This window comes from Halobacillus litoralis (genome assembly GCF_020171725.1).
Taxonomy (GTDB): Bacteria; Bacillota; Bacilli; order Bacillales; family Halobacillaceae; genus Halobacillus; species Halobacillus litoralis_F.
The window spans coordinates 282,169-295,927 of record NZ_JAIVAJ010000006.1 but is presented as its reverse complement, the minus strand read 5'-3'; the positions used below and the strand labels follow the sequence as shown (position 1 = coordinate 295,927).

18 protein-coding genes are annotated in these 13,759 nt (G+C 46.0%); 1 reads left to right on the top strand and 17 read right to left on the bottom strand.

Going from position 1 to position 13,759, the window contains the following annotated elements; all coding sequences use genetic code 11:
• Positions 1–128: 128 nt before the first annotated feature.
• The 10 genes from LCM20_RS13475 to LCM20_RS13430 form a co-directional block, all read right to left on the bottom strand.
• Complete coding sequence (locus tag LCM20_RS13475; protein WP_225195998.1) at positions 129–305, bottom strand: hypothetical protein; 177 nt, start codon at positions 303–305, stop codon at positions 129–131.
• An 84-nt stretch (positions 306–389) separates the two neighbouring features.
• Positions 390–1,025 (bottom strand): methanogen output domain 1-containing protein, encoded by a 636-nt coding sequence (locus LCM20_RS13470; protein WP_225195997.1) that lies wholly within the window; start codon positions 1,023–1,025, stop codon positions 390–392.
• Between the two features lie 438 nt (positions 1,026–1,463).
• Positions 1,464–3,395 (bottom strand): fructose-1,6-bisphosphatase, encoded by a 1,932-nt coding sequence (gene fbp / locus LCM20_RS13465; RefSeq protein WP_225195996.1) that lies wholly within the window; start codon positions 3,393–3,395, stop codon positions 1,464–1,466.
• A 110-nt stretch (positions 3,396–3,505) separates the two neighbouring features.
• Entirely contained in the window at positions 3,506–3,910 is a 405-nt protein-coding gene (locus LCM20_RS13460) for an ion channel (protein WP_225195995.1), read from the bottom strand.
• A gap of 97 nt (positions 3,911–4,007) precedes the next feature.
• Complete coding sequence (locus LCM20_RS13455) at positions 4,008–5,066, bottom strand: hypothetical protein (protein ID WP_225195994.1); 1,059 nt, start codon at positions 5,064–5,066, stop codon at positions 4,008–4,010.
• Between the two features lie 133 nt (positions 5,067–5,199).
• Complete coding sequence (locus tag LCM20_RS13450; RefSeq protein WP_225195993.1) at positions 5,200–5,511, bottom strand: hypothetical protein; 312 nt, start codon at positions 5,509–5,511, stop codon at positions 5,200–5,202.
• Positions 5,512–5,528: 17 nt separating this feature from the next.
• The gene (locus tag LCM20_RS13445; protein WP_225195992.1) at positions 5,529–5,714 is read right to left on the bottom strand and encodes a hypothetical protein; all 186 of its coding nucleotides are present in this window, start codon (positions 5,712–5,714) and stop codon (positions 5,529–5,531) included.
• 29 nt (positions 5,715–5,743) lie between these two features.
• On the bottom strand, positions 5,744–5,956 hold the full coding sequence (locus LCM20_RS13440; protein ID WP_225195991.1) for a DUF6199 family natural product biosynthesis protein: 213 nt from the start codon (positions 5,954–5,956) through the stop codon (positions 5,744–5,746).
• A gap of 292 nt (positions 5,957–6,248) precedes the next feature.
• Positions 6,249–6,392, bottom strand: a complete 144-nt coding sequence (locus tag LCM20_RS13435; protein WP_225195990.1) for a hypothetical protein — start codon at positions 6,390–6,392, stop codon at positions 6,249–6,251.
• Between the two features lie 86 nt (positions 6,393–6,478).
• Positions 6,479–7,000, bottom strand: a complete 522-nt coding sequence (locus LCM20_RS13430) for a protein kinase (RefSeq protein ID WP_225195989.1) — start codon at positions 6,998–7,000, stop codon at positions 6,479–6,481.
• Positions 7,001–7,103: 103 nt separating this feature from the next.
• Here LCM20_RS13430 and LCM20_RS13425 point away from each other — a divergent pair, with 103 nt between their 5' ends.
• Complete coding sequence (locus tag LCM20_RS13425; RefSeq protein WP_225195988.1) at positions 7,104–7,406, top strand: hypothetical protein; 303 nt, start codon at positions 7,104–7,106, stop codon at positions 7,404–7,406.
• A gap of 142 nt (positions 7,407–7,548) precedes the next feature.
• On the opposite strand, the gene LCM20_RS13420 is transcribed toward LCM20_RS13425, so the two are convergent.
• The 7 genes from LCM20_RS13420 to LCM20_RS13390 form a co-directional block, all read right to left on the bottom strand.
• A complete protein-coding gene (locus LCM20_RS13420) occupies positions 7,549–8,058 on the bottom strand; it encodes a hypothetical protein (protein ID WP_225195987.1) in 510 nt (169 codons plus the stop codon).
• 8 nt (positions 8,059–8,066) lie between these two features.
• Positions 8,067–8,240 carry a hypothetical protein gene (locus tag LCM20_RS13415; protein ID WP_225195986.1) on the bottom strand — a complete coding sequence of 58 codons (174 nt, stop codon included), beginning with the start codon at positions 8,238–8,240 and terminating at the stop codon, positions 8,067–8,069.
• A 136-nt stretch (positions 8,241–8,376) separates the two neighbouring features.
• Positions 8,377–9,552: a PDZ domain-containing protein gene (locus tag LCM20_RS13410; protein ID WP_225195985.1), complete on the bottom strand. Its 1,176-nt coding sequence runs from the start codon at positions 9,550–9,552 to the stop codon at positions 8,377–8,379.
• 80 nt (positions 9,553–9,632) lie between these two features.
• The gene (locus tag LCM20_RS13405; RefSeq protein ID WP_263622101.1) at positions 9,633–11,138 is read right to left on the bottom strand and encodes a S41 family peptidase; all 1,506 of its coding nucleotides are present in this window, start codon (positions 11,136–11,138) and stop codon (positions 9,633–9,635) included.
• A gap of 183 nt (positions 11,139–11,321) precedes the next feature.
• Entirely contained in the window at positions 11,322–12,008 is a 687-nt protein-coding gene (gene ftsE / locus LCM20_RS13400; protein WP_225195984.1) for a cell division ATP-binding protein FtsE, read from the bottom strand.
• A 181-nt stretch (positions 12,009–12,189) separates the two neighbouring features.
• Positions 12,190–12,612 (bottom strand): c-type cytochrome, encoded by a 423-nt coding sequence (locus LCM20_RS13395; protein ID WP_225195983.1) that lies wholly within the window; start codon positions 12,610–12,612, stop codon positions 12,190–12,192.
• Between the two features lie 46 nt (positions 12,613–12,658).
• Positions 12,659–13,498, bottom strand: coding sequence for a YitT family protein (locus tag LCM20_RS13390; protein ID WP_412098004.1), 840 nt, complete (start codon positions 13,496–13,498; stop codon positions 12,659–12,661).
• Between the last annotated feature and the right edge of the window lie 261 nt (positions 13,499–13,759).

The window sequence follows — 13,759 nt, the reverse complement described above, 5'->3', positions numbered from 1 at the left end:
AAGGCTTTCCCGTTCTTGGCGGAAAGCGAGCTATTTTCCACCCCACGGAGCACTTCATTTCATACAGAACCTTTTCAAAACCAAAAACAAAGCCTCTGATAGGAGAGGCTTTGCTTTTGGTTTATGTTCTATAGATATTCATGTTTGACTGATTCATTAACTGCTCCGCGATTCCGGAATTCCTGTTCCAACTGTTTGTGATCTTTAACGGTAACCCTGGCTTCAGCATCTCTTTTTCCATGTTGTTCAAAGTAAATTGAAAATACGACCATCGTTAAGAGAACCGTCAACACGAGCCAGACCATAAAGATACCTCCTAGGAATGTGTTGTGTAACACTATTAGTATTCCCGGATGGCGGATTTATATGCCTATCTGAGCAGATTTAGGTCATTTGCCCTTGAGTTCATCCACTTCTTTTTGAAGGCGTTCGAGTTCATCGATCAACTCCATCACCATGTTGTCACTCTTCCTCAATTCTTCATTTAACGCGACGATCGTTTCTTCCTCCCAGTCAAAAGGATCCCCTTTATCCGGCGTGATCGGCAGGTTCTCGTAAACAACCCCCTCTTCTTCTGACGGGCTGAAATAGATCGCGACCTCGCAGCCTGCATCCCCGACTGCAATCCTTTTTCTCAATGAAACTTGTCCGAACCCCATCCTCCTCGAGGCAATCCCGCCAAAGACACTGGAGGTCATCATGCACAAATGCGGTGCATCCTTCACCACCTCACCGAAAGGGCAGGCTGTCGCCTTTACGATGACATGATCTTCATGAACCTCTGAAATGTGAAAATGACCGCCGATGGAGTTTTTCAAATCGACAATGACCTGGGCGTACCGATCCGGCGTCCAAGTATTCCCTTTTTCATCATAAAAGGACTCGATCCATTCTCCTGTCCGAATCCCGAGCTGACGGATATACTCCTCCGCTTTCGGCCCGACCGTTCGTTCGTGCAAATGGGCATATTGCGTGATGAGCTTGGATAAGAAGACGGTGGCTGACAGGTTCTGCGATTCATTCATACTAGTACCCTCCCCAGTCTATCTCTATGACTCAAGTATAGTGCATGAGCCAAGGGAATTCTATTAATAGGTTACAGAATGAGGAAGGAATTGGGACAATCTCGAACCTTTTGATCGGGGTCATTGTCCCAATCGAGGTTGATTGGGACTGACAGCTGCTCCTAAGCAAGGGAGCTTGTCCCATTAGAATGTTATTGGGACTAGCAAAGCCTGCTCAGCGGGGATGCCTGTCTCATTAAACGCTTATTGGGACTACCTGAAACTGTTGAGAGAGGCTGCCTGTCCCAATAAAGATTTATCAAGACAAGCAGAGCTTGGTTCACCAAGGAGGTTGTCCCGATACTTGATAATTGGGACTGGCGGACCCTGAAGGTGGAGATACCTGTCCCAATCCAGGCGGCAGCAAAAAAGCACCCTGGATCGGATGCTTTTTCCGTGTTACTTCATATAGCGGTATTCCATCAGTTGGTTGAGCATGGTCAGCTCTTCCAACAGCTCTTGACCGACGTTGGTTTCCCGTACTTTCTTTCTCTCAAGCTCTTTGTCTACTAAGCGTTTCACTGATAAGACGTCCGTTCCGTTCTGCAGGACATCCTGTCTTGAATTGAAATGAGTGTGGGCGACGAGCTGCATGCCGAACGAATTGTAGAGAAGCGTGTAGCCGGCAATGCCCGTTTTCGATTGATAGGCTTTTGAAAAACCCCCATCGATGACGACCATTTTGCCGTTGGCTTTAATCGGGTTCTCTCCTTCGATTTCCTTGACCGGCGTGTGACCGTTGATGATGTGTCCCTGATCAGGGTTCAGTCCGAAGTCCTCTAGAATCTTGCGGCACGTTTCTTCGTTTTCGCGCAGGTAATAATAAGGATTCTTCACTTCTTTGTGGGAAGCTTTATCGTTAATAAAATAACGCTCGAAGGTTGTCATCGCCCTTTTTCCGAATAAGGACGAATACTCACCGGTCCACAAATACCAGACCATGTCTGTCGCCAGGTCATCCGTTTGATCCGGATGGGCGAAGGAATAGCGCAGGTAGTGCTCGAAGACATCGAGCAATTCGCGGCCTGCGTACGTATTCCCTTCGATTTTCATACTCTCCATATTTTCATCCTGATCAAGTGGTATACAGCCGTGAATCAGGAGGTTGCCGTTGTATTTCAAATAAAGACTGCCTTTTTTCACAAGGAATTTCATGTGTCGAGCGAGCTTCTCTGAATGCTGAATGGAGAATAGAAGCTTATTGATGACCTCTTCCTCTTCATCGAGCAGTTGATCAGGCTGGTCCGGGTTTACGGTTGCGAAGCACGTATTTTCAAGTGGGTACGTTTTTCCGTAAATCGTCGCCTCACCTTTCTCATAGTCTACTTTCTCAAGGACAAGCCGCTCCGACATGTTGAAGTCCGGACGTCTCTTGATGATCGGGCTCTCCAGTTTGAACTGAATCATGGCAATGGCCTGGTGAATCTTTGTAATCTGCGAAGTTTCAAGATCAGACGGTTTCTTATCTGAGTGGACTTTCGGTCTGAATACCGGGTTGTCCTCATAATACTTCTCGGCAAGATTCAACAGCGGACGCAGGTTGATGCCGTAGACGTCTTCGATGATATCGAGGTTATCGTAACGGGCGCAAATCCGGATGATGTTTGCGAGGCACACTTTTGAACCTGAGAACGCACCGATCCAGAGGGCATCGTGGTTGCCCCATTGAATATCGACGGAATGGTAGTTGATGAGTGCTTCCATGATCTTGTCCGGTTCAGGACCACGATCAAAGATGTCCCCTACGACGTGCAGGTGGTCGACAACAAGCCGCTGTGTACTGTAGGCGAGTCCTGTAATCAGCTTATCCGACTGACCGAGTGAAATAATCTGCTGGACAATTTTCGTATAGTACTGCTCCTTATTCGCGGATTCCTCTGTTTTGTAGAGCAGTTCTTCGATAATGTAGGCAAACTGGTCTGGCAGCGCCTTGCGAAGCTTGGAACGCGTGTACTTCGAAGAGGCATAGGAGACGAGCTTGATCATCCGCTCGATCGTAAGGCGGTACCACCTGTGCAGATCCTTTTCGTTATCAAAACTGTTTTTGATCAATTTTAATTTTTCTTCAGGATAATAAACCAATGCCGCCAAGTCATTGATTTCCCTTTCGTAAATATTTCCGTTGAAAAGGTCGCGGATCTTTTCCTTCACACGGCCTGAACCGTTCCGTAGTACGTGCTGGAACGCCTGGTACTCCCCGTGAAGATCACTGACGAAGTGTTCGGTCCCTTTCGGCAGGTTCAGAATCGCTTCGAGGTTGATAATCTCTGTTACTACTTTTTCCTGACTGTCATATTTTTGAGCGAGTAGATCTAAGTATTTTGAGTTCACAAGTATGTACCCCTTTCAAAATTCCAAGATGAACAGACGCTGTCTCTCTTATCTCTTATTCTAACATCATTCTATAAAGAGAGGACAGGTCGTCGGTGCCACTTTTTGGTTCATTGCTTATGTTTCCCCGCTTCACTGATTGTCCGGGCAAAGTAAGCTGTCGGAAGTAGAATGCCGATCATCGACTGAAGGATCGCAAAAAAGCGTGTGGGACCAACGGGCAGCATATCCCCGTACCCGACAGAAAAAATCGTTTCTCCGCTGAAATAAAGCAGGTTTACTAGCGTCGGCTCAATCACTGTCATCGATGAGAGAGATTGAACCAGGACGACACCTCGAAGGGATAGTAGGTAATAGATGAAAGTAAAGCCGATCAGCACGACGGCCATGACAACAAACAGCTTTAGAAATAAAGCCGCATTGAAGTAAGACTGTTTGAAGGTTTTATTTTGAAAAAAGTAAACGATGCTCGCTCCAATCAGGAGAAATGTAAGCATGATAAGTACGTTGACCATATAAAGCCCTCCTTCTGTCTTTCGTCTCTTTCTCTAACCGAAATGAACAAATGTTAAACAGAAAAAAAGGTGCTGAAGGAATGCTCAGCACCTTTTTTCACTCGGCCATTTTGACGTAACGATCGAACTCTTTTCTGAAAGCTTCTGGATCATCCAGCTTCAAGAAGACCGCTTCAACCGTTTTCTTCAAACCGAATATCTTCCTCGTTTCCACAGGACGATTCAGCTTGATCACGTATGGAGAGGGTTCCTTCTCCAGTCCATGAAAAGCCAGTTCCACACTTTCTTTTCCAGCAAGCTCATTGTTTTTGTAGAGCCCCTCGATATTGTCCCACGGCACAGAACCATACTCCCGAATGCCTTTTTGATAATGGAGGCCCTTCTCATCGACCACCAGTGGACATAGACGGATCGCCTGATAATCGGAAATGATGAATAACAGTGCGTAGAAATCGAGTGCCGTGACAATCCATGCTGCCGTATGACTATACTGGGCGACCATCATATGAACGGCGATGATTTCAATCACCATCGCATGAACCAGCATGAAAAACACACCTAAGTAGCCACCGTCTTTGTGAAAAGTAAAGCCTTGCGCCGGCTTCTTTCTCCAACTGAAGAGGCTGTAGTAAATCGCAGCCATATCTGTCGCCAGGATCCGAAGACCGATCTTCACCTTATTGAAACGCTTGATCGTGAATGTATCCTGAACCGCCGCTGATAAGCTGGATAGAAAGTGGTAATGATGCCGCCTACTCTCTTTGTAATTCCGAACAAGTGTCGGGAATCGTTTCACAATCATCATCAACACGAGGATTTCCACAAAGATAACCGCAGCTTCCAGCACAATAACGGAGTGATTAAAGTAAGATAAGTAACCATCTGCATGATTTGGAATCATGAGATTGGCCATCACTGCTCCCAAGAAAATAAACGTGATCAGGTACACCCATGAAACTCTTTGACGAAATCCGAAGAAGTACAACAATAGAGGGAGAATGAGGCAGAGATCCAGTGCAGTGGCTACGCCGATACGATCATCAATCGGTCCGGCGATGCCAGCACGCATGACAAGATAATTCGGGACGAGAATAAATAATAAGAGGAAAGAGATTCGTTTCAGGTGAAGCTGTTGGAACGTAAAAGGCACAACCATAACCATTCCCACTTTCCAGTTTTATTTTCATTATACTGGAAAAAGGTGGTGGCGACCTCCTTCCTGCTGCATTGGCACAAAATATACACAATAGGTAAGGACAAAAAAGACGTAGAGCCATACGCCCGACGTCCTATCTCCACTCTTTCGGCAGCACACCGCCTGTCGCTTTATGCAGCCATTTTCCAAGCAACCCTTTACAGACATACAACGTAACCAGGACGACGGAAACAAATACCCCGTACTTGATCACTACATTTGAAAAAACGCCCGCAAGCCAGTTTCCACCGTAGTAAATGAAAACGAAGCCGATCGATACGGTCACCAAATAGCCGAGAAGCGCTGTGGCCAGTTGAAGATGGGTAAGTTTGTTGATGACGTTCCGATTCCGATAACCTATGTAAAAAAGAAGAGCGAGACTCATCCCAAATGACACGTATTCCAACGTACATCACCTCTCATCTATTTCAGTCGTTTCTCCAGCTCATTTTCAATTTCCTCATTTGATACCTTACGATCCTCAATATCGAATAAATCCATCTTGTTCGCGATTCTCGTCACCTTGCGATTCGTATCCACAAGAAGAGGGATCGCTCCAATAAGGACAATTAATATGATCGACAAAATAATAACGAGCAACAGCAGCATATCCACACCTCTTCAATCAATATAGCAGATCAACCTCCAGTTCCGGGAAAGAAGAAGTCTAATAGATATCCAACTCCCGTGATGATGATCAAATATCCAATTACTTTATTAAAGCCTAAAGCAATTCCGCTCGGCTCTGCATCCTGAAGCTTCCAGCCGACCGTGATATACCAAAAGAAGGTCGGGAACTTCACAAAAACAAAGCCTGCCAACAATAAGACACTTCCGATGAAAATAGACATAAGAACTCCTTTATATATGATTCCTCTACATACCTATACGTTTCCAACCAAAAAATGTTTCAATGAAAAGTGGCATATCCCTAATGGAAAGGGGATGCCACTTTTAATCTTTTTGCCTATGTTCTAATTGTTCTATTCTTTCTTCCAATTCTCGTAAACGGTCCTCTAAGTCTCCCTCTCGATTCTTCCTTTTTTCACTTGTGAAACCGATAATAAGAATTATAAAAAAGCCTAGTAAAAATAATAGTCCCATTATTTTTTCCTTTCTTCCAAAATTTCTATCTTCTCAGTCTTATTCGCTCTGTTTCTTTAATTGACGTTCCAGTTCTTCTACCTTTTCCTCAAGCTCTCTAAATCGTTTATCGCGCTCTACTTTATTTTGACCGATGATGCCTATGATCAAGATCACCAAAAAGCCGATTATAAAGATCCACATGACCTATCACCTCTTTATTACGGTACTATATCCCATATACTTTCCTTTATATTAATGGCTCTGTCCAGCCCTGGGGTGAACACCTATTAAGCTTCATTCTCTCCCCACGATTGTCCTGTTAACTCAGCATACATTTCCTCTAAATCACTGAGGTTAACAGACATAGCCTTTAGTTCTTCAGCAAACTCAGACTCAACTTCATAAGGCTGTTTCTGCACGACTCGATCCAAGGCTAAATCATAGCAGTATTTAAATGAATATAAATGATTATATTGGTTTTCCAAATACAATTCTGTATTCACCATAAGCTTATTTACAATTGTTATGGCGTTTCCAATGGGCAACTTTTGTTTTTCTACCTTATCCAAGATAGCGGAACATAATATCTTCACACTGTACTCTTTGTCCATTACTCCACAGAATTCAACAAGCTTCCTCTCTACATCTTCCAGATATGATTCCGACATCATCGAAACGTCAATCAGTTCTATTGGTGGTTCATCGACCTGTTCAATCACTTTATCAGACCAGTTGATCACATCGCCCTTATTCCAAAAACCACAACCAAGTCCCAAATAATAAATATGTGTGAGCGTACGTAAAGACATCGTTGCACCGCCCTCCAGAAAAAAATCTTCTTCCTTACCACTTTGTTGCCACAACTCTAAATTCGAGTTATGATATTCAACACAAATTGTAAAGGAGGTTTAAATGATTAAAAAGTTCCTAACCGTCTTATCACTCGTACTCCTTGTTATGATTGGGTCAATCGCATATTTCGTTAGCACCCAGCTGATGACTATTACAGGTACGATTGAAAAGAAAATCGACGACCAGCTTATAGTCGTCTCCACTTCAGTCAACAACGAGAATGGTGTCATTGAATTCAACAGTATTGATTCTGAGAAATTCAACAAACTGGAGCCTGGTCAACGAGTTACAGTAACCTTTAAAGAGTCCGGCTTCTTAAATGAACCAAAGGACAGTTATTGGTTAAGGGTTTTAGAAGAGTAATATAGGAGCCGTTACAATAGATGAAGACTTGCTATTGCAATTATGAAGTGAGAATTGAAACAAATAAAGACCTGATTATCTACAAAAGTCAATAGGACCACAGCTCTTCAATTTTCATGCTATGCATATTTAAATAGCTTACTCATTCAAAAATATCTAGCATATAATCTTTCGTAACTCCTATCACACATAATTCATCACTTCTATTCCCCCATGCCGCCCATTCTTCGGAAGGTGGCAGCCATACTACTTTGAAGGAATTATATAACATTGCATCCGCAGGACTTTCCTTAGGTCCCATTTCGAGTAAATCGAAAAACTCGTCTTCTGATAAAGTCAAAGGTAACTTAGCCCAGTTATAATAATTAAACTCTTTATAGAAGTAATTCACGGGGTCAGGCTCGACAATGGCAATTAGTATATATTCGTCATTGGTCAAAGCAGCTAAACTTTTTAGTTGACTCCAAAAACCACCGCTCATCGCCCAGTCAAATTCTTCGGACTTAGAAGAGCTGAATTTCTGATTGAATACCTTGTCAGGATGCTTTTCATTTAAGTTAAATACTTCATGAACCCTTTTTCTGAGTGTATTAAATTCACTTTTATTTTTAATAAACAAATCCTCTAAATGCAAAGAGCGCACATCCTTCACAAAAGAAATTAAGCCTTCTCCTTTTTCAGTTCTTCCAACTCTTTCTCCAAATCAGCAATCTTCCTGTAATTCGACTGCGTAGCTCCAAAGATCGCTCCCAGTAGCACACCGATCACCGCCCCCGCAGGTCCAAGGAACATAAGCCCGGGAACACCAGCTACGATCATATATACAAATATCATGTCATCTCTCCTGTTCTCATATTCTTGCCCTTACATTCTAACATCCCATGCCTTATAGGTCTTCGGGTCCTTCAGACTAGAATTCTCCAAATTAAAAAGCCAGCATACGATGCTGACTTTTAATGTTCCCTCTATCTTAGAAAAATCCAACCGATGCTTCATGGACGGCTGGCTCGACAAACAGTACGCCAAGCTCGTGGTGTTCACCTTCGTACATCGCACGCTGAACGTAGCGGTTCTCGCCGTATTCGTCGCGGATTTCGAGTTTGTTGAAGGCACCGTTGATTTGTAGGGCTTCATAGAATTCCGTTTCCGAACGAACGGAGACGTTATTTACGCGCTCAATCAGTTCACCAGGTACCAGTCCCATATCAGCAGCAGGGCTGCCTGGAATGACGCCGAGAATCCGAAGGCCTTTCGGGTTCGGGATGAAGAAAGGCGAACGATTTTCTCGTACTCGATGACGGATGGTGATCCATTCACGGCCGAGTAAACCGACAGCAACGGTCACAAACGTCAGGACCGGCAGGAAGTAGCTCGCGACTGTCAAGACGAGCACGGCACTGGCGAGTAAGAACACGTGCCGTCCGATCGCTTTCGTCGCCTGCTCGACAGGCTGTCCTCTCGAAATCCAATCGAAGCCGATCACCATCGGAATAAGCACCAGACCATATGATTCCCCGCTTACGGAAATCACGGGCCACCACTCTGCAAACGGAATGATGCCACCTGTAGGGTAAAGCACAAAGAACGGGACAACGGCCGCACGGCGAGCCCGGTGCTGCCCAATCCAGAGTCCCCGCTTCCCTTTTTTCCTCTCGGGGAAGGTTTCGTTCGGCTTCAGCTTGAGAAGGAGAATCGCTTCCGCGAACAATAACACGGTCATGATGATGGTGATCGAAAGCAGCGATACGTCTTCAAGGGTTTTAAGCCACGGATGCACATCCAATGCCGGCAGGACGAGCACGAAAACATACGTCAGCCCGAGGGTGTAGGCGGCCGAGTACCATGTAAGCCGTAATGGCAGGCTTACGAGTAAAAAAACGACGCTCAATATGATCAGTAGTGGATAGGATACGACGAGGCCGAGGGCGATGGAGAGGACAGAGAGTACAAGTCCTGCAATCAGTCCTGTAGCGATTGTCCCCTGCCATTCAGATAATGGTGAAAAGACGCGGGCTCCGAAATCTTTACGCTCCCGCTTCAGCCTCTGCCCGGCCAATATCCAAATTGTGATAACAGCTATGTATAGGAAGGGCTGGGTGAAGGCACGTCCCACCCCTTTGATAAGCTCTAGTAACCAAACATCCAACTTCCATAACTCCTCTCAGAAAAAAATCCGCAGTCACCTGACTACGGATTTTAATTCGTCATCCAGTTTCAAATTCCTGCCTATTGAAAAAGAACGTCGATGGCTTTTTCCATCTGCTTGTCATTTTCTTCGGCGCGGACTTCTTCGATAATCAATTCTTCAAGCTTACCACCGGTCTCCGCGTCCACATCACCTGTAACGTCCAGGTCGTTTGCGGATTGAAATTCTTCCACAGCGGCAACGGTTTCTTCACTATAGAAGCCGTCGGTACGGCCAGGGTCATAGCCAAGGCCTTTCAGCATTTCCTGCACGTTCTTCACTTGATCCCCGTTGTCATTGAATTGAAGGGCTTCTTCGATATTGACTGGGTTCGTGTAGAAGTACTCAGGCTGCTTCACGCTGACGGTCGGCTCGACGCCTTTCTCATGAATCCAGTTTCCATCAGGGGTCAACCATTTGAAGAGCGTCAGCTTAATCGTACTGCCATCTCCCATCGGCATCGCCTGCTGGACGGTTCCTTTTCCGAAGGTCTGCGTTCCGATCAGGTCATAGCCACCGGCTTCTTTCATCGTAGCGGCTAGGATTTCAGAAGCGGAAGCACTTCCTTCGTCCATCACGACCGTAATCGGATAGTCTTTCTTCTCCTGAATGGAAGACTTGTAACGGGATCTCTCACCGTTGCGGTCCTCCACTTGGACGATCGGTTTATCATCAGGAATGAATTTCTTCAAGATTTCCTGAACGTCTGTGAAAAGACCACCCGGGTTTCCACGCACGTCAATGACGAGTCCGTCCATCCCGTCGTTCTCAAGCTTCGTCAACGCTTCGTCGAACTCTTCGGCTGTCTTTTCAGAGAAGGATGTAATTTCGATGATACCGGCTGTTTTGCCGTTGACCTCTTTCGTATCCGTGTACACGGTTTCGAGAGGGATGTCGTCACGCACAATATCAATCGTCAATGGATCCGAAACGCCTGGTCTCTCAACCTCAAGCGTAACCTCTGATCCTTTTTCACCGCGGATCTTAAGGACGGCTTCGTAAAGGTCAAGGCCTTCCACGCTCTCCCCATCCACGGTCAAAATCTGATCGTTCGGCTTCAGGCCTGCTTCTTCAGCTGGTGAGCCTTTGATCGGAGCGACAATCGTCACTTTATCGTTCACCATGCTCACCTCAGCACCGATGCCTTGGAAAGAAGACTCGATGGTCTGGTTGAACTGTTCCATCGTCTCCTTGTCCATATAAACGCTGTATGGATCCTCCAGCGTATCCAGCATGCCTTGGATGGCACCCTCGACGAGTTGATTCTTGTCTACTTCTTCTACGTAATTATCTTTTATTAAGTTGAAGGCTTGTTCTACTTTTTTCAAGTCGGTCTGACCTGTCATGTCTTGAATAAACTGCTTCTGCTCTTCCTCGGATAAATCGCCGAAGCTTTGTCCTATTTTGTCCGTTGCGGCTAATTGTTCAGCTTGCGATTCATCCTGTGCTGCCTCAGCAAAATACTCGATGCCTACATAAGAGCCCGCTGCTCCCAGTAAGACCGCAAGCGCCATCATTAACGCCATAAAGCGCGGTTTTATATTCATCGCATTCACCCTTCTATTTTGAATTTGCTCGTGCCTCTATACTAGCAAAAAAGCGGCTTCACCGTAAATGTATGACAGAACACTTCTCTTCATTCTAGCATGGATTTGACAAGGATTGGAACCAAACAAGAAAAAAGACTGCCCTGTATGAGACAGTCTTTAAAATAGAACCTCGAATGACCTTTAATGCTCGTATCCATACTCTCCGCGGGATTCATCTCTTACAACCATGCCGTCCTCAATCGCGATGACACGCTTACGAATCGTATTGACGATTTCCTGGCTGTGCGTCGCCATCAGAATCGTGGTGCCCGACTCGTTGATTTCTTCTAAGATATGCATGATTTCCCATGATGTATCCGGGTCCAAGTTTCCGGTCGGCTCATCCGCAATCAGAATCTTCGGATGGTTGACGATCGCACGTGCAATCGAAACACGCTGTTGTTCCCCGCCGGACAGCTCATCCGGTAAGAAGCGCGCTTTATTTTTCAAACGGACCTGATCGAGCACGTCCATCACGCGGCGGCGGATGTTCTTCGGATCCTCCTCGATCACCTCAAGGGCGAAAGCGACGTTCTCATAGACCGTCAGCGTCGGAAGCAGACGGAAATCCTGATAGACGACTCCGATCTGACGGCGCAGCTTCGGAATCATGCGTTCTTTCATCTGCGAAATGTCTATATCAATGACATTGACTGTTCCGCGACTCGGCTTCTCTTCACGGTAGATCAGCTTTGTGAATGTGGACTTCCCGGCACCACTCGGCCCGACGACATAAACGAATTCGCCTTGTTCAATTCCAATATCCAACCCATTCAGCGCCGTAACGCCGTTTGGATAGGTTTTATAAACACCTTTCATATCAATCATATTATTCTCACCTTATTGTTGAAGTAATAGCGTTCTCAAACACCTTCATTATAACATTGATGAGGGGTCATTTTTAGACAAAAAATATTACAGTTCTATTAAGGAGCTGTGCGTTGCTTATCAATAAAGCTGCAAGAAACAAAAAAAAGCCCGACTCTGCTTGAGACGGACTTCCTTTATTTTATTTCATAGATGCCAACCAGTTGGATAGAAGCGTAACGTCTTCTTCCGCTACTTGACCTTGTGCAGGCATGCCGCCTTTACCGTTTTTAATAATGCCGGCAATTTCCTCTGCAGAGTACTTAGAGCCAACCTCTTGTAGAGAAGGACCCGCTCCGCCGCCTAAGTCACCACCGTGACAGTTCGCACAGTTGTTTTGAAAAACGGCTTCCGCTGCTTCAGCGTCGACCATGTCTCCGCCATCTTCTTCAGATGCGCCTTCATCCATGCCTTCGCCGGAATCGCCTTCCATATCACCGGAGTCTTCTTCCATGTTCTCATCCGTCGAACCTCCGTCGGCCGGTTCTTCCTCATTACCACCGCCGCCACAGGCACCGAGAACAAGCATAAGTATAAGAAACGATGCACTTAACCACTTCTTCATCCCATTACCCCCTCTGTATCAAATGTTATAGAGGTATTATACCCAATCAGCTTGTCTTAAAACCCTCGCCGAGTACCTCTGTTGCGTTCATCGCCACGACAAACGCCCCGGGGTCAACGCGTTTTACCGTCTGGGTCAATTTTGTAAATTCATTTTGCTGGACGACACACATGACGACACGTCGCTCCTGCTCTGTATAGCCTCCGGCCCCGTTCAACACCGTCACACCACGGTCGATTTCTTTAAAGATCGCGTTTCGAACGTCTTCAATCTCTTCCGTAATAATCATCACGTTTTTCGACGTATTGAATCCGACCTGGACGATGTCGATCGTACGGCTCGTCGCAAACAGCCCGATCAGTGCGTAAAGCCCCGCTTCAACGGAAAAGACGAGCGCTGACGTCAACACGATCATGCCGTCAAGCATCGCCACACAAATGCCGAGTGGCAGGTGCGTGAACTTGTGTATCACCTGGGCCGCAAGATCGATGCCGCCTGTAGAAGCTCGTCCACGGAACACGATCCCGAGACCAAGTCCCACACCCATGCCGCCGAAAATCGCTCCAAGCAATGGGTCTGCAGAAGCCGGTTCCAAGTCACTTGTCATCAACACGAAGAACGGCAGGACAAGCGTTCCGACGAGCGACTTCACACCGAAGTTTTTCCCGAGGATCAAAAGCCCTGTGAGAAACAGCGGAATGTTCAACACCCACTGCACAATCCCCGGCTCCCAGCCGAACACAGCCTTCGTAATCGTACTGATCCCGGCCACACCGCCGGATGCGATATTATTAGGTAGTAAAAAGACGTTAAAGGCTAACGCCACAAAAAAGGAACCGATAATGACCAACGCATACTCGATCACGTTTCTGAGGAGCGGTGGCATCGGTTCTCTGCGATATTTTTTTGCCATCATCATCATGAAGCTCTCTCCCTACAACGTTATTAAACCGATAGGAGTATAACACTAGGGTTCCGTTGTGTAAATGCGACTGAAATAACGCATTAATTCAGTAAAGAATAGGTTGTGCTGAATGGGAGCGCTCTATGCATCGCGAAAGTGTTGTGAGAGGGGTGGCTCATTACCATTTCATCGTTGCTTGTGGAGTGAAACAGTCGTGAGGCACTCGCTCTCGCCCCTTTTAAG